This window comes from Bradyrhizobium genosp. P (assembly GCF_049949265.1).
GTDB lineage: Bacteria > Pseudomonadota > Alphaproteobacteria > Rhizobiales > Xanthobacteraceae > Bradyrhizobium.
Window position 1 is genome coordinate 8745724 of record NZ_CP188195.1, and the last position, 16583, is coordinate 8762306.

The window sequence follows — 16583 nt, forward strand, 5'->3', positions numbered from 1 at the left end:
CGATCCTTACTTGCCTGTCTGGAGGAATTCGATGTGGAGCCGGTTGAACTGCTCCGCGTCTTCGAACTGAGGCCAGTGGCCGCAGCGGTTCATGACGACGAATTTCGAGCCCGGAATCATGTCCGCGATCTGCTTTCCCTCTTCCGGGGTCGCGGTCGGATCGTGCGAGGTCCACACGACCATGGTCGGGGCCTTGATAGAGCGATATTGGTCGGCGGTGATCATGTTGGGCCGGCGGATTTCCATCTCCTGCAGACACATGATCCGCTTCATCGTGTCGGCGAATCCCGGCTGCGCGTAAATCGCCCGGCGGGTCTCGATCAGGTCGTCGGAGACCATGCTCTTGTCGCACATCAGGAATTCGAGGCGCGTCTTGATCCGCTCCCATGAGGGATCGGACGCGGCCTCGTTTGACAGCTTCTTCAACCGCTCCATGACCTGTGGGTGCGCGGTCCAGCCACCGGCGGTGTTGAGGACGAGCTTCTCGACCGCAGCGGGACGATGCACGGCGAGATAGGTCGCGACCCAGCCGCCCAGCGATTCCCCGCTGATCAAAGCCTTGTCGCGACCGAGCGCCTTCAGGACGGCGAGGACATGGTCGGCGTAGTCCTTGACCTGGTAGTCGATCGTCGGCTTGTCGGTCCATCCGTGTCCCAGCATGTCGACGGCTACGAACCAGAAGTGATCGGCGTGCGGGCCGAAGTTTCTGGAGTACGCTTCCGCATGGCCGCCGACGCCGTGCAGCGCCAGGACGAGCGGCTTGGACGGGTCGCCAGACTCGATGCAGCGGGTCCGTATGCCGCCGGCGTCGATGTAGTGCTGCTTGAAGGACACGCCCCGCAGGTCGGCCCAGACGCTGGAAAAGTTCTCTGATCTTGTGTCGCTCATGATTCAATCCTGTTGGCTTGTGTGTCAGGCGAAGAGCTGCGTGCCGCTTGGCTTCGATGGTTGCGTTGGCTTTTCGCGCGGGATCGCCGAAAGGTCCGAAATATCGAGGATCGTCCGGATTGCAACGCTCAGCCGATTCAAGGCCTCGCCAATGTCCGATGTCCCTTCCATGTCACGCCAGGCGACCACACCATCGGGGCGGACAAGAAGAACGCCGGCTTCCTCGATCTCGCGAATGCGCTGCCACTCGCAATAGAGGTCTTGCGCTTCCGAGCCGGTCACGACGACACGAAGAAACGGCAGGTCGAGGCGCAGCGCCGCCTCCTGCCACGCCGCGCCAGCGAGGCCGGTCACGACGCTGAAGAGGCACTTCCCAGTCACGTCGAGTGTCGACACCCGCACGCCGTCGCGATCGACGAGCCATGCGTGCGGGATCTTGGCGCCGGGGCGCGAGGTCGGCTGATTGTAGAGGCCGCGATCTCGCCGCCACTGCTCGGGCTCGCTACCGACGTCGGGAATCACGGCCGAGGATTCGTACCGCTGATTCATCTCGGTGCCTTGGGCGTTGTATTCCGTCTGCTTGAGATCGAGCGCGGCCTGCGCAGCCTTTCGGGCGGCGACGCCATCCGGGCCCGGATCACGGAAACGCGCGATGCCTGCGGCGACCGGATTTTCGGCGCCGGGCACGCGGAAGCACGCGTTCAGCAGGGTATAGTCGAGCCGGGACTGGTTCGCGCGCAGCACGATCTGCTTTCCGACCGGCGCCCGCTCCTGGGAATAGCTTTCCAGGAGTTTCGGGCCGGCCCAGCCCTTGACGGCGTAGGCGAGCTTCCAACCGAGGTTGTGACCGTCCTGCACGCAGGTGTTGTTGCCCAGCCCGCTCGACGGCGGATGCCGGTGGACGGCGTCGCCGCCGCAGAGCACCCGGCCCCGCGAATACTGGGTCACGTAGGCCTGGTTGACGTACCAGATCGACGTGCGCACGATGTCGATGTCGACGGTCGGATCGCCGATGAGCACCTTGATCTTCGGAACGATCGCTTCCGGCGACAGGTCCGGTTCGCCCTTGCTGATGTCGAAGCCCCAACCGGCGATCCATTGCGTCCACGGGCGCACGGCCCGCAGCAGCCCCATGCCGATCTCGCCGAAGCTCGCATCCGGCGTCACGATCCAGTTCAGGATGCTCGGCCGATGCTTGCTGTATCTGGAGAGATCAGCGTTGAAGTCGGTGTAGACGGTCCCGGCGCGTGCCATCTGGCCTTCAATCGGCAGACCCAGATGGTCCACCACCATCGAACGCGCACCGTCCGCGCCTACCATGTAGCGGGCGCGGACAGTGTACTCTCTCCCGTCAAGGCGATCACGCAGCGTGGCTGTCACGCCATCCGCATCCTGCTCATGACGGACGTACTCGGTGTTGAACGCGAAGGTCGCGCCCTTTTCGGCCGCCTTCTGGAACAGAATGGGCTCGAGCAGCGGCTGGATGATGTCGACCATGCCGCAAGGGCTCGCACGTAGATAGTCGCCGCGGCGATCGTCGCCGGTCCCCCAGGTCCGCATCCGGATCAGCTCGGAGCCGGCCAGGCTGGTCGTGAATGTCGTGTCACCCATGAGCTCCCAGGGGCTCGAGTACCGAGCTATATCCTCCGCGATCCCGAGGTCGCGGAAGACCTCGTTGGCGCGCTGGTTCGTGATGTGAGCTCGCGGGCTATCGGCCATCCAGTTGCCGCGCGATACGATGTGACTGCGAACGCCGCAATTGGCGAGCGCTAGAGCGGTCGTCGACCCTGTCGGACCGGCTCCGATGATGAGCACGTCTGTTTCGTATGCCATTTGCCTGCTCCGCGATGCTTCCGCATTCGCGCGGGGTTTCGTCGATCAATGAGCGCCGTCGGCCTGTTTCGCCGCCATCATCGCCATGCCGGCGATCCAGCCGGGAATTGCTTCGTAGAATTCCTGGTCCATCTCGAAGTGGCCGCCCGTCGAGAAAGCGCCGAAGGCGGCGACCCATGCCAGCACCTCGTTGGCACCGCGCCCCGCTACCTTTCGAACCTCGTTGGTATCGAGCTTGTCGGCGCGCGAGATCTGGCCGCTGCGCAGAATCTCCATGAACTGCTTGTCCCATTCCGGATTGAGCGGTTGGCACGGTCCCTTCCCCGCCTCAGCAAGAACACCCGCCTCAAGCACGCGCTTCTCGCGAGCTTCCTTAGCTTCCGCGGTCGGATTTCGCCCGTTGATGAGGCGCTCCCGAATCTCGGGCGGCGCATCTGTGATCGACGGCAGCGGCGGATCGTGCGATAGGCCACCGGATGCGGCAAACAGAACCCGCTTGCCGGACCGCATGGCGAAGCGACCCACGGATTCGCCGAGTTGCCGCGCCCGGCGATAGGTTGGGACGGGCGGTGCGGCGGCGTTCACGAAGATCGGCAGGATCGGGATCGATTTGAAGTCCCCGAGCATCGCTTCCCATAGCTGGACGAAGCCGTGATCGACCGGCATGCGATAGGACACCGCGACGTCGAAGTCCTCCGCACGAACATGGTCGATGAGTTCCAGAGCCGTTCTCTCCGGAACGTCCAGCGGGCCCGTCCCCCCTCCCCAGTCGCCCAAGGAGACTGCTCCGGCCCCGACGCAGAACGAGGGCATCAAGTCGTAGAAGAAGCCGTTGAAGTGATCGGGTGCGAACTGGATGATGTAGTCCGGTGCGAACTCCTTCACGAAAGTCCCGAGCCGTCCGAACGCGGTTCGGACGCGTTGCTCGGTTTCGTTGCTGGCCGGCCCCTTGTACATGAGGGGCGTGTGAGAAGCGCAGACGATGGCGACTGACATGATCGGATTCCTTCGAACGCAGAGTTGGGTTTCGATCGATTAGCGCCGATTACTTCTTAACCAGCGGACACGGGCTCTCGGAAAGAGGCCGGTTCACGGACTCGCCGGGCAGCGTCTGAATGACGTTGTAGAGGTCCCAGGCGCCCTTGTTCTCGCCGGGCTTCTTGACCTGGAGGAGATACATGTCGTGGATCATCTTGCGGTCGGCACGGATGTAGCCGTCGGCCGCGAAGAAGTCGTGCACGTGCTCCTTCTCCATCTGCTTCATCACGGTCGGGGCGTCGTCGGTACCCGTCGCCTTCACTGCCTTCAGGTAGTGCGCGACCGAAGAATAGACGCCCGCGTGGAAGCCGGTCGGCATAATCTTGGCTTTGGCGAAGAAGCGTTCGGCCCAGGCGCGCGTTTCGGGCGTCCGGTCCCAATAGAACGGCGATACCTCGTAGGCGTCATGCGCGATCTTCTGACCTACCGCGTAGACGTCCGTCAGCACCGACTGAAGCGGAACGATCTTCGCCGTGGAGCTCAGGCCGAATTCGTCCGCCTGCTTCATCGCGGTGACCGTATCGCCGCTCGACGCCGCGATTGCGATCACGTTGGCCCCGGCATTGGATGCGGTGAGAAGGAACGACGCGAAGTCCGACGTGTTCGGCGGAAACACGGAGTTGCCGACCACCTGTCCGCCGTTGAGCTTCACTTGCTCGGACGTATCGCGCGTCAGGGCGTTGCCGTACGCCTGATCCACCGTGAGGAAATACCACTTCGTTCCTCCGGCCCCGACCACGGATTTGGCAGCGCCTTTCGCGAGATTGTAGGTATCGACCGTCCACTGAACCGTAAGCGGCGAGCAGGCCTTGCCGTTGAAGTCCGAGGACGTCGAACCGGACAGCAGCATGATCTTGCTCTTCTGCACCGCCATGTTCTGCACGGCGAAGCCGATCGGGGATCCCTGCATGTCGGCGATCGCGTCCACGCCTTCGGCGTCGAACCAGCGTGCGGCGATCTGCGATCCGACGTCGGGCTTGCCCTGATGATCGGCCGAGATCACCTCGACGTTGAGACCGGCGCCGAAGTCCTCGGCGGCCATCTCAGCCGCGATCACAGAACCCTTGCCGTTCGCCATCGCCGTGGGGCCGGCGATGTCCGTCAGGACACCGACCTTGACCTTACCACCGCTCAGATTGGGGCTGCCGCCGGCGGTCTGGGCCTCAGCGGGCATCGCGAGCGCCAAACACATGGCCGCGAACAAATAAAAGCTTGAATGAACCATCGTTTCCTCCCGATACCGCCTGTCTCAGCGGGTTGGGCGATGGATTGCCGCCGATCGAACTATGATTCCATCAGACTCTGTGAAATGTTCGCAGTGCGAACACGGCCGGAGAGGATCATGCACCGCAACGTCAGGGCACTATCCCGAGGATTGGCGTTGATCAACGAACTCAATTCGAGCGGACCGTCGAACGCAGTGCAGCTCGCGAAGAGGACCGGTCTCAACCGGACGACCTGCTATCGCTTGCTCGATACGCTGCGCGAAGACGGCTACGTAACTTTCAACGAAACGAACGCCTTGTTCGGCCTGACGCCTCAGGTGCGCACCCTCAGCGAGGGCGTTTCTTCACGCGACCTATCGAGCCAGGCAGCACTGCCGGCGATGTTTGGCCTGCTCGATCAGGTTTCGTGGCCCAGCGACTTCGGGGTCTTCGAGCTCGGCTCGGTGGTTATCCGCGAGAGCACACATCCCTTCAGTCCGTTCTCCGTTCATCGCTCCATGGTCGGACGGAGGAGATCCTTGGTGCGCAGCGCGCTCGGGAAGGCCATCCTGGCCGCCTCCGCGCCGGCGCTGCGGCGAGAAATGCTGGATCTGACCGCATCGCTGGTCGAGGAAGACGCGGCGTTGGCGAAGGACCGCCGTTTCATCGACGATATTCTCTCGCAAACAAGGAAGGACGGCTACGCGTCGTCCGTCGGTGGCTCGGAGGCGGGCATCAGTGCCATCGCGCTGGCCATTCCGGGCGGTGGCCCCGTTCTCGGCAGCCTGAATCTCATCTTCTTCTCCTCGTCGATGCCCCCAGAGGTTGCCGCGAAGAAGTATCTGCCCAGCATGCGGGCGGCAGTGAAGGAGATCGAGAGACGGTGGTCCGCAGCCAACAAAGCTCGGGGTAAGCTCGCCTAGCGGTGCGCGCAGCGGGTGAACACCGTCGAAATCTCGACAGGACAGACGACGGAAGGTACGCAATGACGAATTGGACAGTCTATCTCGCCCTGAGCGCCGCCGACGTCGTTCTGCTGGCAGGTCTCGTCGTCGCCACGCTGTATCTGCGACGCAAGCATCCCGCACACGTCTTCACCATATGGTACGCGTTCTGGCTGATGCTCACCTTGTTTTCGGGCCTGTTCTATTACGTGTGGGCGAACGAGCGGAGCATTTCAGGCTCCATCCTGAGCGGCGCTTCGCTCGTCGGAGGCTTCGTCGTCTGGTTTCAGAAAACTTCAATGGATTTTCGCGACGAGAGCTATCTGATCGCCTCGATCTACGCCGCGGTCGTGCTGCCCCAATTCATGAGCTATCTCGTCAGCGGTATCTTCGGCTGTGCGAACCGCCTCGTCCTGGTCGAGTGGATAACGGCGGCCATGACCTGGCTCGTCATCAAGTTTCTCGCCGTCCTGTCGGGCATCCTGATGGCCCAGGCCATCGCCGCGCTCTACGCCGCGCCCCTCCTGCAGCCTGCGGACCTTCCGCGAAAGATGCTCCAATCCATCATGATGATATCGCTCTCGTTCGTCATCGCGGGCGCCTTCTATTTCACCTACGAATACCGCTTCAAGCGGATGCTCGTCGGGATGCGCAAGCCGTTCAAGCCCTTACTGGACTACATGGTGAGCTACGCGTCGTCCGCGGAAGCCAAGGAGGCCAAGAAGAAGCGATATGCGTGGCTGCGCACGCGCGCGCGCAAACTGGCGAGCGGCGTCCTGTGGAACTAGGATGGGTCGAAGTCGGTCGAACGGAGCAGGAGACGGCGATGGAAGAAAAGGATCACATCAACGGGGTCGGCAATATCGTCCTGAATCTACAGGCGCTCGAAACTCTGTTGCGCGGCTTCCTCGTCGAAAAAAGTACGAGCAGTGTTCCGCCTTTCCAAATATGGGCGACAAAGTCGCGTGTCGGAACTATCTGACGAACTTCATCTCCTTGGGCGAGCTCATCAAGGATTATCATCGGTGCCTCGAGGACCACGAAAAGAAGCACATGATCGACGAATCCGTCGTGCACGTCAGGGACGCGTTGGCTCATGGGCACCTCTTCGTGCGCGGAAGCGACCCGAAGCCCCCGTTCGAACTCTGGAAGTTCGGCAAGGCCAACGCCAAGGGAAAAATGCCTGTCGAGTTCTCCGAGACGCTGACTCAGGACTGGTTGAAATCGAAGTGGCAACTGATCGATGCCGAGTGTCAGAAGGTCATCGCGTGCTCGAAGGCACAGGCTACAAGAAGCTGAGATAGGAGCGCAGAGAGATGGTGGGGACCGCCGATGGTTTCCTGTCGTTCAGCGCGATTTGAGTGCCTCGCCGGTTGCTTCTTCTGCCACGTCTCGACCAGGAACAGCGAGACGGTGCTGGCGGAGTGGATCGCGAGCCGGGCGATGCAAGGATCGATCCGACGGTACCCGCGTTCGCGGCCGTGAGCATCGCCACCGTGCGTACGGAGCGCGCCGATCCCGTTCACCACCGAGTTCAGACCGCCCAGGATGGTGCGTACGTCATTCGCGATGTCATCTGAAAGGCCGGTCTTGTCCGGCGTCAGGCCGAGCGGCTCGCGGACGGCCTGATACAGTCCCTGCACGTCCTTCTTGGCGGCAGGGGCAGGCCAAGCTCGATCAAGACCGACCTGCAGACGCTCTCCACGGCCGAGCATGCCGACGTCACCGCGTCTTCGGGATCGTTCTCCGCGCTTGCCAGGGCCCTCTCGAGCGGTCGTGCTGCCCATTCCCCGTCCGCATTCGCGAGCGAGGCGATTGAGAGTGTCAGGCCTCGGGTGCCCGGCGGCAGACAACTCCGCCAGCGCGGCACTGCGGTTTCCGTCCGTACCTAGGCCCCATCTTCGGCAGAAAACGCGGTCCCCGCTCTCCCATACGACCTGGAAATTGTCGTCCCCGCCCCCGTTGAGTTAACTAAATTGGGGTGGATTCAACTGCCGACTTCACTACTGCGGCGATCGACGCTGTGCGGGATTGGAGGATTCTGCGATCCTACCCGCCGGTTGGCTACACCCAGCTTAACATGGCAAGTGTGCCACCTACGGTGCGGTTTGTTGAGCGCGATTGGCCTCGAGCCATTTTACGATGCTGGCCGCAGCATCGCCGTAGAAGGTCCGATAGAGATCTTCGCTGACGTAGCCGATGTGTGGCGTTGCGAGGATGTTCTCCAGCTTCCGGAAGGGATGATCGGGAGGCAGCGGCTCTACGTCGAATACGTCGATGGCCGCGCCGGCGATCCTTCGCGCCTGCAGCGCTTCGACCAGGGCCGCCTCATCGACGATCGGACCGCGTGACGTGTTCACGAATCTCGCCGTAGGCTTCATCAGAGCGAACTCGGGTGCACCGATCAGGCCCCTGGTGCGGCCGCTCAGGACAAGATGCACCGTGACGAGATCAGCTTCGCGGAACAAGGTCTGCTTGTCGACGAGGATTGCACCCATGGCGCTGGCCTTCTCCTCGGTCAGGTTCTGGCTCCAGGCGATCACCTTCATGCCGAAGGCGAGACCGATGCGCGCGATTTCCTGTCCGATGTTGCCTAGCCCGACGACCGCGAGGCTCTTTCCCCGCAGGTTCGAGCCGAGGCCGGTCTGCCACCCACCGGCCCTGAGCGAAGCAGCCTCCCGGTCGATGCGTCGCATGCAAGACAGGATCAGCGACCAGGTGAACTCGATGGTCGGGGTGGCATCGTAGCCCGTTGCGGTAACGGCGATGCCGAGATCGGCGGCGGCCTTCGTGTCGATGGAAGCGTTTCGCGGTCCGGTCGACGCTATCAGCTTGAGCTTCGGCAGCTGCCGCAGGGTCTCCTTCGCAAGCGGCGTGCGTTCGCGCATGACGCACACCACCTCGAACGGCCGCAGGCGTGCGACGACGGCGGCCGGATCAGCCAGATGATCGTTGAAGACCGTGATCTCCGCGCGCTGCCGCACAGCGGACCAGTCGGCGAGTTGCAGCGCGACGTTCTGATAGTCGTCGAGGATTGCCACTTTCATGGAAGTCCTCCGTCAACTTCGATCGGCGGTAAAGAACTCAGTCAACGCTCGGGCCACTGTCCTGGGGTCGTTCTCCATCGGAATGTGTCCGGCCGACTTGATCCGAACGAGCTTCGTGTCCGGAATCTCGCGGGCATAACGTTCGGCATAGTCGATCGTCTGGAATGGGTCATCCTCGCCCCACACCAGAAGCTTCGGCGTCTTGGACTGCAGAAGGGCCGGCAGCATCTCCATGGTGTGGCGGTGGTCGGCGGCGCCCGCGAGCGCCAGCCACGAGCGGGCAACCCGCGGATCCCGCCAGGGATCAAGATATTCGTTGAGCTCGGCTTCGCTTGCGGGACGACCAAGCGCTTTCACAACGGACACACGGCGCGCGGCGAGAACGTCGTCCCGCGTTGTTGCGGCAGCCACTGCCGGATCCCGGAAGCGGGCAACGCCAGGCACCGGCCACGAGTCGTACATAATGCCGTTCACCACGGCTACCCGCGGCACCTCCACGGTTCCTGCGAGCGCGAGATGCTGTGCGACGCCTCCTCCGATGTCATGGCCAGCGACCATCACCGCGCCTTTATGCCCGAGCGCTGCGAGGAATCGCACCAGCCAGGCGGAGAGGTGCGGAACTGAAGCCTTGCTTACGGTGAGTTCGCCTCCGGAACAGCCGAAGCCGGGAAAATCGACCGCCACCGGCCGGAGACCAGCAGCGGCGATGCCTTCGAGGACGGGCTGCCAGACACGACTCCAATAGGTGCCATGAAGCAGCAGCACCAAGGGGCCGCCCTCGCCAGCGGTGAGATAGCTGATCGGAACGCCGCTGACATCGACGGTCTCGCGCTTCGTCATCGGATGATCCTCTTCGCATGGTCCTTGCCGAGCCCGACGGCTTCGTAGTGCTGCATGGCGTGTTCGAGCTTGGTGAAGACATCCTCGTATCCGAGCGCCTCGCCGTAAGGATCGACGTAAGTGTACCCGCCCGTCACGTGGAAGAGCGTGGCCATCTCCTTGACGTCGTCCGGAACGACGAGCGTGTGCGTCTCGCCGGGCGGCTCGAACGCATAGTCCCCAGGGGACGCTACCCAGTCGTGCTCGAGGTACCGCCAGCTTCCGCGCAACGTGAAGGCATGCACGGGTCCGGAATGTCTGTGGCGCGACAACACACCCGAGGACCGGACCCGAAGGATGTTGATGTAGTAGCCTTGGCTCACATTGAGCACGAGCGGCCTGAAGGCGACGGTCGGCGATTGCGGGACCCATTCCCGTTCATCCCCGTCAAGCTCCAGCGCAGAGCCAATGAATACATCCCGCACCATGCCGATGGGCTGCGGTTTCTGGTAAGCGATCTTGCTTTGATCGATGGGCCTGCTTCCAGACGCCTGCATGTTTTCCGACGAGGACATCATCGCTGTTCTCCTTCCATCGCGTGAAACGACGTTCTATCCCTCCGTCAGGCCACCGACGCCGTGCTCGCTGTTTGCCTGAAAAGGATCTTCTTTCCCTCTTCCGTAACCGCAGGGCGGCTCGAGTATGGTTCGCCTTTCGCGTAGGCTCGTTGCGTGCCGGGGCGCTGGCGCACCGCATCGAACCAGCGCCGCAGGTTCGGGAAGTCGTCCAGATTCTGCTGCTGGCGCTTCCACGGAACGACCCATGGATAGGATGCCATGTCGGCGATGCTGTAGGTTTCGCCGACGATGAATGCGCGGTTTTCGAGGTGGCGATCGAGGATTCCGTAGAGACGGTTCGTCTCCTTGACGTAACGGTCGATCGCGTACGGGATCTTGGTCGGCGCGTAGACCCCGAAATGGTGGTTCTGTCCGGCCATCGGCCCTAAGCCACCGACCTGCCAGAACAGCCACTCCATCGCGGTCTTGCGGCCACCTTTGGAAGGAAGCGGCCGATCTTCTCGGCCAGATACAGCAGGATGGCGCCCGACTCGAACACGCTGATCGCATTGCCTCCGTCGGCCGGCGCAGTGTCGATGATCGCCGGCATGCGATTATTCGGCGAGATGGCGAGAAAGTCGGGTCTGAACTGATCTCCGGCGCTGATGTCGACAGGATGGATCGCGTACTCCAGCCCAGCTTCTTCCAGGAACATCGTGATCTTGTGGCCGTTCGGCGTAGGCCAGTAGTAGAGCTCGATCATCTTCCGTCTCCTTGTATGCCAAGTTCGAAGGCCGCCCCGCGCAGCAGCGAGGGCGGCCTCGGTCGCGCATCAGGCGGCAGGCTTCAACTTACCTGGGGCAGTCCACTCAGCGCCCTTCATGAACGAGTCGTTCGGAGTCTCGGCGAGGTGGTTGGTATAGTTCGAGATCAGCTTGGTTGCGGCGAGAACGAGCACGTCGAGCACTGCACGATTGTCATAACCCGCGGCCTTGAAGGCAGCGACGTCGGTCTGGCTCACCACGCCACGCTGGCGAGTGACTTTTGCGGCGAACTGGCGCAGCGCCTCAAGTTTTGCGTCGGCGATGGGACGGCCTTCGCGGACAGCCGCGATGGCCGCGTTGTCGACCTTCGCCATACGCGAGAGATTTGTGTGACCCGCCATGCAATAGGTGCATTCGTTCTCGTAGATGATCGCAAGGTAAACAATGTTGCGCTCCTGCGGCGTGAAACTCGTCTTCTCAGCGATGCCCCAAAGTGTGCTGTAGGCCTCAAGCGCCGCCGGGCTCTGGGCGAGAACGCGGTGCAGATTGGGCACGAAGCCCCAGGCCTTCTGGACGTTGTTGAGAATCTCGGCAGATGGTGCCGGCGCCGTGTTCGCGTCGTAAAGTGTAAAGCCGTTTATCATTTCTCTTCTCCTTTTTTGAACATGGAACGACGTGGCCTCACAGTGAGCCTTTGCCCGACGCAACGGCAGACATGATGCGGAGATATGCTTCATTCCGGTTGGGAATAGACTTCCCCGCTTCGAGCAACGCCCGATTCCGTTGAACGAGAAAACTCTGCTATAGGAGCTTTTCTATCGTGATTGGCAGATCCCGTATGCGTTTGCCGATGGCGTGGTAAACAGCATTCGCTATCGCCGGTGCAACTGATACGGCTGTAAGCTCGCCGAGGCCTTTTGCGCCCAACGGACTTGCCTCCTCATCGAATTCGCCGACAAATAGGGTTTCTAGCTCTGGGATGTCGGCGTTCGTCGGCACGAGATAACCGGAATAGTTGCGATTGAGGAAACGCCCAAGCACCTGATCCATCTCAGACTGTTCCATAAGAGCCTGGCCTACTCCCCAGATGATTCCGCCGATCGCTTGGCTGCGGGCTGTCTTTGGGTTGACAATGCGGCCGGCGTCGTATGCTCCGACAAGCCGATTCAGGCGCACCACGCCGAGCTCTGGATCGACCCGAACCTCTGCAAAAACTGCGGCAAAGCTGAAGATCGCCTTCGGCCCATTTGCCTCCTCGACCGGATCGTACTTGCCCTCCCCGGCCAGTTCGGAGAGACCGCTGCGCGCTAGGAGTTCGGCGTAGCTTACTTTTACGTTTCTTGCCGCGGCTGAAATGAACCCATCTGCCAGCGTGACCTCCTTGGCGACTGCGCCCGCCAACGGAGCATCGCGACCACTCAGCGCCAGTTCGATCGCTTTACTGCGCGCAGCCTGCGCCGCCAGCATGACGGATGCCCCTGCATTCGCCATCGTGGCGGAGCCGATGGACGCGTGTGAGGCGGGCAATCTGGTATCCCCGAGTCGCACGGATACTTTGTCAAGCGATATGCCTAATCCATCGGCCGCGATCTGTCTCATTACCGTGTAAGTCCCCGTTCCCAGATCGTGGGATCCAGTTTCGACCAAAGCCGTGCCGTCGGCGAGGATGATCACTCGCGCCTCTGCCGGCCAGCGCCAGTGCGTGTAGATGGCACCGGCCATCCCCTGGCCGATCAGATGACGACCATCTCGCATCGAACGCGGCTCGGGCGAGCGCTTGTCCCAACCGAACCGCGCAGCACCCTCCATCAAGCACTCCCGCATCGCGCGACTGGAGTACGGACGGCCGCTATGAGGGTCAAGCTCCGCATCGTTGACTAATCTCAACGCGACAGGATCCACACCGCTCGCGTAGGCAAGCTCGTCCATGGCGCTTTCCAGCGCAAAATGGCCCAATGCCTCGTGCGGAGAGCGCATCGCAGTCGGCGTGTTGCGGTTTGCGTGGACAATCTTGTGGTTGGTTGAAATGCCACCACTCACTGCCCATAGCGACCTTGTCGACAGGGCCGCGTATTCTATGTAGTCATCGAAGACGGAAGTAGCGGAGACGCTCTCGTGGCGAATGCCAGTAAGTTTTCCGTTCTCGCGAGCGCCGACTACTATGGTCTGCACCGTCGCCGACTGATAGCCGACCATCGAATACATTTGCGCCCGGGTCAACTGTAGGCGCACTGGTCGGTCAACCGCTTTCGCGGCAAGTGCAGTCAGCAGCGTGTGGGGCCAGACGTATGCCTTGCCGCCGAAACCGCCTCCGATAAACTGGCTTACGACAATGATCTTCTCGAGCGGCATCCCGAGCACGATCGATATGAGCTCGCGAGCCCCGAAAATATGTTGGGTCGTTTCATACAATGTGAGTGTACCGTCGCTTGCCCACACCGCAGTCGTGGCGTGCGGCTCCATCTGGTTGTGATGTCGGTCGGACGTGGTGTAGGTCTGCTCGATTCGAATAGAGCCGTCGGCGATTCCTTTCTCAGCGTTTCCGACGGACGATGAGACCGGCCAAAGGAATTGTGGCGGGTCCACGGCCTCCTTGACCATCTTGGGGCCGAAGAGAACCGGGTCGCGTGTCTCGTAGCTCACCTCGATGAGTGTTCCAGCGTGCGCGGCTTGGTCAAGCGTTTCGGCAATGATCAATGCGATTGGCTGGCCGGCGTAGTGGATATTGTCATCCTGGAGGGGAAGATAGGACTGGCCATGGGGATGGAGGTGGTTCCACGGTCGCGGCGTCGATTTCATGCGCGGCATGTTGCGGTAAGTGAAGACTGCTACCACACCCGGAGCCCTTTCGGCTGCTGCGGTATCGATGGACACGGCGCGCCCGTTTGCGATCGTGCTCTGGACGATAGCGCCATGCGTGGCGCCGGGGAGGAAGATATCGGCGGTGTAGGCGGCCGCTCCGGTGACCTTGAGGCGTCCGTCATAACGCGAGACTGGCTGTCCGATGGTGGTCATGCGCGCGCTCCTGCGGTTTGCAGCGCGCGCAGAGCGACGCGCTGCGCAAGTTCGATCTTGAAAGCGTTGTGGGCATGGGGACGGACGTCGGCAAAGGACGTGGCGATGGCAGCTCTCAGCTTATCGGTTTCATCCAACGCAATCCCGCCCAACGCTTCTTCCGCTGCGGCGAGCCGCCACGGCCTGGGAGCAACTCCACCCATCGCCAACCGGGCAGAGCGAATGCGTTTGCCATCCATGGCTACCGCAGCCGCCGCAGATACGAGCGCGAACTCATACGACTGACGGTCGCGAAGTTTCAGGTAATGCGAGGCTCGACCCTCGGGCCTGCCTGGCACCTCGATCGCAACAATCAAATCGCCGCGCTCGAGCACGTTATCCCGCTCGGGCGTGTTGCCCGGCAGGCAATGGAAGTCTGTAAACGGAATTGATCGCTCCCCTGACAGCCCACGAATCAGGACGATCGCGTCCATGGCAGCGAATGCGACGGCCACGTCAGAGGGATGGGTGGCGATGCAGGCATCGGACCATCCGAAAATCGCATGATTGCGATTGACACCGTTGAGAGCCGAACAACCTGAGTTCGGCTGCCTCTTGTTGCAGGGGGGACGATCCTCATCGCGAAAGTAAGCGCAACGAGTCCGCTGCATGATGTTGCCGCCAATCGACGCCATGTTCCGGAGCTGACCCGAGGCGGCGAACAGGAGCCCTTCGGCAACCACCGGAAATCGCCTCCGTACCTCCATGTTCGCCGCGACGTCGCTCATGCGAGCCAATGCGCCGATACGGATGCCCCCTCCGGGCAGCGGCTCGATCAGCGAGAAGTCCGACAAGCCATTGATGTCCATCACGCAGTCGGGGAGCGTCAAGCGATCTTTCATCAGGCCAATCAGGTCCGTACCTCCGGCAATGAACGCCAGCCCAGGATGGCCAGCATGCGCGGCAATTGCGCTCGCCGCATCGGGTGCGTACGAAAGGCTGAAGGGGTGCATGGCTCAGTTCCTTGCCACAGCTTCCACGGCAACCACAATGTGCGGGTAGCACGCACAACGACACAGATTGCCGCTCATTCGCTCTCGGATCTCCTGGAGCGAAAAATTGCTCATAGTAAACGGCTTGGCGACATCTTGTGTAGCGGCACTTGGCCATCCCGCTTTTGCTTCTTCAATCATGGCCACGGCCGACATGATCTGCCCCGCGGTACAGAAGCCGCATTGGAAAGCATCATGTTCTATGAAGGCCGCTTGCGCCGGGTGAAGCTCTCCGTTTAGCTCCAATCCCTCGACCGTGGTGATACGTTTGCCTTCTTGCATTGCGGCCAAACACATACAAGAGAGCACGCGGCGGCCATCCACGTGCACCGTACATGCTCCACATTCTCCGCGGTCACAGCCCTTCTTCGTCCCGGTCAGCGACAACGCTCCGCGCAGGGCGTCGAGAAGTGTCGTCCTCGGCTCGACAAGTGCGGTGCAGTCCCGGCCGTTGACCGTTAAACGCACCGGTCTCACGGCAAACGCTTCGTTTCCTGCCGGCGACGAATCTTTGGCGACGTGTTGACCGGCAGGAGTGATCGTGTCGGACTTGCTCATGCTACATTCCTCTCAATTGCACGCCCGTTCCTATCATCGCGCGCCGCCCGAGCTCGTTCGAACTCCATATCCGAGGCGTTCGCGAGCGTTCTGAATGACCTGCAGTGGCTGACGAAGATCGTGACTGGTTACGGCAAGCAGCACCGCTTCGAAATTCGTGACCTTCTGCGGCCTCGGGGCCGCCGCCGTCATGCTACGAGTTGCGGCCCGCGTTCCGATGCGGAATCCTTGTTTACCTTCTGCAGCCCCGACCTGGCTTGTCGTGTTTCACATGTGCGTTCTCCTCTAGGACAGGTCCGAAGAACACGCCGCAGGGACTAACGTCGCGCGACTTCACCTCCGTGGCGAGTTAAACGTTCTAAGATTTTGTAAATCCTGACGCGTACGCTGAAGCCATGTACTTGGAACCCGGCCGGCGGAGGTCGGGTCAATCAAACGTCAAATGTCGCGACGATTGCGCAAGATGATCAGCTGGACGATGAGATCATCGTGAGGCATAAAATAAAAGGCCAGGACAAGCGGCTCCGGCAAACCACGCTTATCAAAATTTCCATCAATTTCGCCAGTAACAACGAAGCTATCGTAATGCTCCACCACTCTTGTGACCGCGATCGTCAGTCTTTCGCCGATAATGTCCCGCTCTGCCCAGCGTCTGATGGCCGCTTTGCCCCAGTAATCAAGTAGTTGATCGTTGACAAGCGCATCGTCAGCAAACGTGACCATAAGTCGATCCAAGTCGAAGTTGTTTGTCGCCTCGACGAAGGCAGCAACCAATGGAGGGAGCTCGATTGGCGGCTCGCTAGACGATGAAGGATTGCTCGGCATGTTTTTCACAATCATCAGGATAGGGCGCTTTCAGGCCGCACGATGCCACGGGCCGGCCG

The 16583-nt window shown here is 61.5% G+C and carries 17 protein-coding genes and 1 pseudogene; 4 read left to right on the forward strand and 14 right to left on the reverse strand.

Going from position 1 to position 16583, the window contains the following annotated elements; translation table 11 throughout:
* Nucleotides 1-6 precede the first annotated feature (6 nt).
* Genes ACP2YO_RS41975 through ACP2YO_RS41990 form a run of 4 tightly spaced genes read right to left on the reverse strand, consistent with a single transcriptional unit; the run spans nucleotide 7 to nucleotide 4933 of the window.
* Nucleotides 7-888, reverse strand: coding sequence for an alpha/beta fold hydrolase (locus ACP2YO_RS41975; protein ID WP_426437050.1), 882 nt, complete (start codon nucleotides 886-888; stop codon nucleotides 7-9).
* A gap of 24 nt (nucleotides 889-912) precedes the next feature.
* A complete protein-coding gene (locus ACP2YO_RS41980; RefSeq protein ID WP_426437051.1) occupies nucleotides 913-2721 on the reverse strand; it encodes an FAD-dependent monooxygenase in 1809 nt (602 codons plus the stop codon).
* 45 nt (nucleotides 2722-2766) lie between these two features.
* Complete coding sequence (locus ACP2YO_RS41985; RefSeq protein ID WP_426437052.1) at nucleotides 2767-3717, reverse strand: 3-carboxyethylcatechol 2,3-dioxygenase; 951 nt, start codon at nucleotides 3715-3717, stop codon at nucleotides 2767-2769.
* A gap of 49 nt (nucleotides 3718-3766) precedes the next feature.
* A complete protein-coding gene (locus ACP2YO_RS41990) occupies nucleotides 3767-4933 on the reverse strand; it encodes an ABC transporter substrate-binding protein (protein WP_426437053.1) in 1167 nt (388 codons plus the stop codon).
* 168 nt (nucleotides 4934-5101) lie between these two features.
* On the opposite strand from ACP2YO_RS41990, the gene ACP2YO_RS41995 reads away from it, so the two are divergent.
* The 4 genes from ACP2YO_RS41995 (at nucleotide 5102) to ACP2YO_RS42010 (ending at nucleotide 7207) form a co-directional block, all read left to right on the forward strand.
* Nucleotides 5102-5887, forward strand: a complete 786-nt coding sequence (locus tag ACP2YO_RS41995) for an IclR family transcriptional regulator domain-containing protein (protein ID WP_426437054.1) — start codon at nucleotides 5102-5104, stop codon at nucleotides 5885-5887.
* A 62-nt stretch (nucleotides 5888-5949) separates the two neighbouring features.
* Nucleotides 5950-6696 carry a hypothetical protein gene (locus ACP2YO_RS42000; protein WP_426437055.1) on the forward strand — a complete coding sequence of 249 codons (747 nt, stop codon included), beginning with the start codon at nucleotides 5950-5952 and terminating at the stop codon, nucleotides 6694-6696.
* Between the two features lie 38 nt (nucleotides 6697-6734).
* Entirely contained in the window at nucleotides 6735-6890 is a 156-nt protein-coding gene (locus ACP2YO_RS42005) for a hypothetical protein (protein ID WP_426437056.1), read from the forward strand.
* A 71-nt stretch (nucleotides 6891-6961) separates the two neighbouring features.
* Entirely contained in the window at nucleotides 6962-7207 is a 246-nt protein-coding gene (locus ACP2YO_RS42010) for a hypothetical protein (RefSeq protein WP_426437057.1), read from the forward strand.
* Here ACP2YO_RS42010 and ACP2YO_RS42015 read toward each other — a convergent pair.
* From ACP2YO_RS42015 to ACP2YO_RS42060, 10 genes and pseudogenes are all read right to left on the reverse strand, one after another.
* Nucleotides 7162-7695, reverse strand: a complete 534-nt coding sequence (locus ACP2YO_RS42015) for an abortive infection family protein (protein ID WP_426437058.1) — start codon at nucleotides 7693-7695, stop codon at nucleotides 7162-7164. The two genes, ACP2YO_RS42010 and ACP2YO_RS42015, sit on opposite strands and share 46 nt — an antisense overlap.
* A gap of 309 nt (nucleotides 7696-8004) precedes the next feature.
* Complete coding sequence (locus ACP2YO_RS42020; RefSeq protein WP_309182254.1) at nucleotides 8005-8955, reverse strand: D-2-hydroxyacid dehydrogenase family protein; 951 nt, start codon at nucleotides 8953-8955, stop codon at nucleotides 8005-8007.
* Nucleotides 8956-8967: 12 nt separating this feature from the next.
* Complete coding sequence (locus tag ACP2YO_RS42025) at nucleotides 8968-9795, reverse strand: alpha/beta fold hydrolase (RefSeq protein WP_426437059.1); 828 nt, start codon at nucleotides 9793-9795, stop codon at nucleotides 8968-8970.
* Entirely contained in the window at nucleotides 9792-10349 is a 558-nt protein-coding gene (locus tag ACP2YO_RS42030) for a 2,4'-dihydroxyacetophenone dioxygenase family protein (protein WP_426443449.1), read from the reverse strand. The genes ACP2YO_RS42025 and ACP2YO_RS42030 overlap by 4 nt, the downstream gene beginning before the upstream one ends.
* 47 nt (nucleotides 10350-10396) lie before the next feature.
* Nucleotides 10397-11094, reverse strand: a pseudogene (locus ACP2YO_RS42035) (glutathione binding-like protein).
* A 69-nt stretch (nucleotides 11095-11163) separates the two neighbouring features.
* Nucleotides 11164-11739, reverse strand: coding sequence for a carboxymuconolactone decarboxylase family protein (locus tag ACP2YO_RS42040; RefSeq protein WP_309182251.1), 576 nt, complete (start codon nucleotides 11737-11739; stop codon nucleotides 11164-11166).
* A 157-nt stretch (nucleotides 11740-11896) separates the two neighbouring features.
* Nucleotides 11897-14110, reverse strand: coding sequence for a xanthine dehydrogenase family protein molybdopterin-binding subunit (locus tag ACP2YO_RS42045; protein ID WP_426437060.1), 2214 nt, complete (start codon nucleotides 14108-14110; stop codon nucleotides 11897-11899).
* A complete protein-coding gene (locus ACP2YO_RS42050; protein ID WP_426437061.1) occupies nucleotides 14107-15102 on the reverse strand; it encodes an FAD binding domain-containing protein in 996 nt (331 codons plus the stop codon). Before ACP2YO_RS42050 ends, ACP2YO_RS42045 begins: the two co-directional genes overlap by 4 nt.
* 3 nt (nucleotides 15103-15105) lie before the next feature.
* Nucleotides 15106-15699 (reverse strand): (2Fe-2S)-binding protein, encoded by a 594-nt coding sequence (locus ACP2YO_RS42055; protein WP_426437062.1) that lies wholly within the window; start codon nucleotides 15697-15699, stop codon nucleotides 15106-15108.
* 438 nt (nucleotides 15700-16137) lie between these two features.
* Nucleotides 16138-16539, reverse strand: a complete 402-nt coding sequence (locus ACP2YO_RS42060; RefSeq protein ID WP_426437063.1) for a nuclear transport factor 2 family protein — start codon at nucleotides 16537-16539, stop codon at nucleotides 16138-16140.
* Between the last annotated feature and the right edge of the window lie 44 nt (nucleotides 16540-16583).

What these genes read in the sequence shown, in the direction of transcription:
- ACP2YO_RS41975 (WP_426437050.1), bottom strand. Translation starts at nt 888, where the DNA reads ATGAGCGACACAAGATCAGAGAACTTTTCCAGCGTCTGGGCCGACCTG.
- ACP2YO_RS41980 (WP_426437051.1), bottom strand. Translation starts at nt 2,721, where the DNA reads ATGGCATACGAAACAGACGTGCTCATCATCGGAGCCGGTCCGACAGGG.
- ACP2YO_RS41985 (WP_426437052.1), bottom strand. Translation starts at nt 3,717, where the DNA reads ATGTCAGTCGCCATCGTCTGCGCTTCTCACACGCCCCTCATGTACAAG.
- ACP2YO_RS41990 (WP_426437053.1), bottom strand. Translation starts at nt 4,933, where the DNA reads ATGCCCGCTGAGGCCCAGACCGCCGGCGGCAGCCCCAATCTGAGCGGT.
- ACP2YO_RS41995 (WP_426437054.1), top strand. Translation starts at nt 5,102, where the DNA reads ATGCACCGCAACGTCAGGGCACTATCCCGAGGATTGGCGTTGATCAAC.
- ACP2YO_RS42000 (WP_426437055.1), top strand. Translation starts at nt 5,950, where the DNA reads ATGACGAATTGGACAGTCTATCTCGCCCTGAGCGCCGCCGACGTCGTT.
- ACP2YO_RS42005 (WP_426437056.1), top strand. Translation starts at nt 6,735, where the DNA reads ATGGAAGAAAAGGATCACATCAACGGGGTCGGCAATATCGTCCTGAAT.
- ACP2YO_RS42010 (WP_426437057.1), top strand. Translation starts at nt 6,962, where the DNA reads ATGATCGACGAATCCGTCGTGCACGTCAGGGACGCGTTGGCTCATGGG.
- ACP2YO_RS42015 (WP_426437058.1), bottom strand. Translation starts at nt 7,695, where the DNA reads ATGGGCAGCACGACCGCTCGAGAGGGCCCTGGCAAGCGCGGAGAACGA.
- ACP2YO_RS42020 (WP_309182254.1), bottom strand. Translation starts at nt 8,955, where the DNA reads ATGAAAGTGGCAATCCTCGACGACTATCAGAACGTCGCGCTGCAACTC.
- ACP2YO_RS42025 (WP_426437059.1), bottom strand. Translation starts at nt 9,795, where the DNA reads ATGACGAAGCGCGAGACCGTCGATGTCAGCGGCGTTCCGATCAGCTAT.
- ACP2YO_RS42030 (WP_426443449.1), bottom strand. Translation starts at nt 10,349, where the DNA reads ATGTCCTCGTCGGAAAACATGCAGGCGTCTGGAAGCAGGCCCATCGAT.
- ACP2YO_RS42040 (WP_309182251.1), bottom strand. Translation starts at nt 11,739, where the DNA reads ATGATAAACGGCTTTACACTTTACGACGCGAACACGGCGCCGGCACCA.
- ACP2YO_RS42045 (WP_426437060.1), bottom strand. Translation starts at nt 14,110, where the DNA reads ATGACCACCATCGGACAGCCAGTCTCGCGTTATGACGGACGCCTCAAG.
- ACP2YO_RS42050 (WP_426437061.1), bottom strand. Translation starts at nt 15,102, where the DNA reads ATGCACCCCTTCAGCCTTTCGTACGCACCCGATGCGGCGAGCGCAATT.
- ACP2YO_RS42055 (WP_426437062.1), bottom strand. Translation starts at nt 15,699, where the DNA reads ATGAGCAAGTCCGACACGATCACTCCTGCCGGTCAACACGTCGCCAAA.
- ACP2YO_RS42060 (WP_426437063.1), bottom strand. Translation starts at nt 16,539, where the DNA reads ATGATTGTGAAAAACATGCCGAGCAATCCTTCATCGTCTAGCGAGCCG.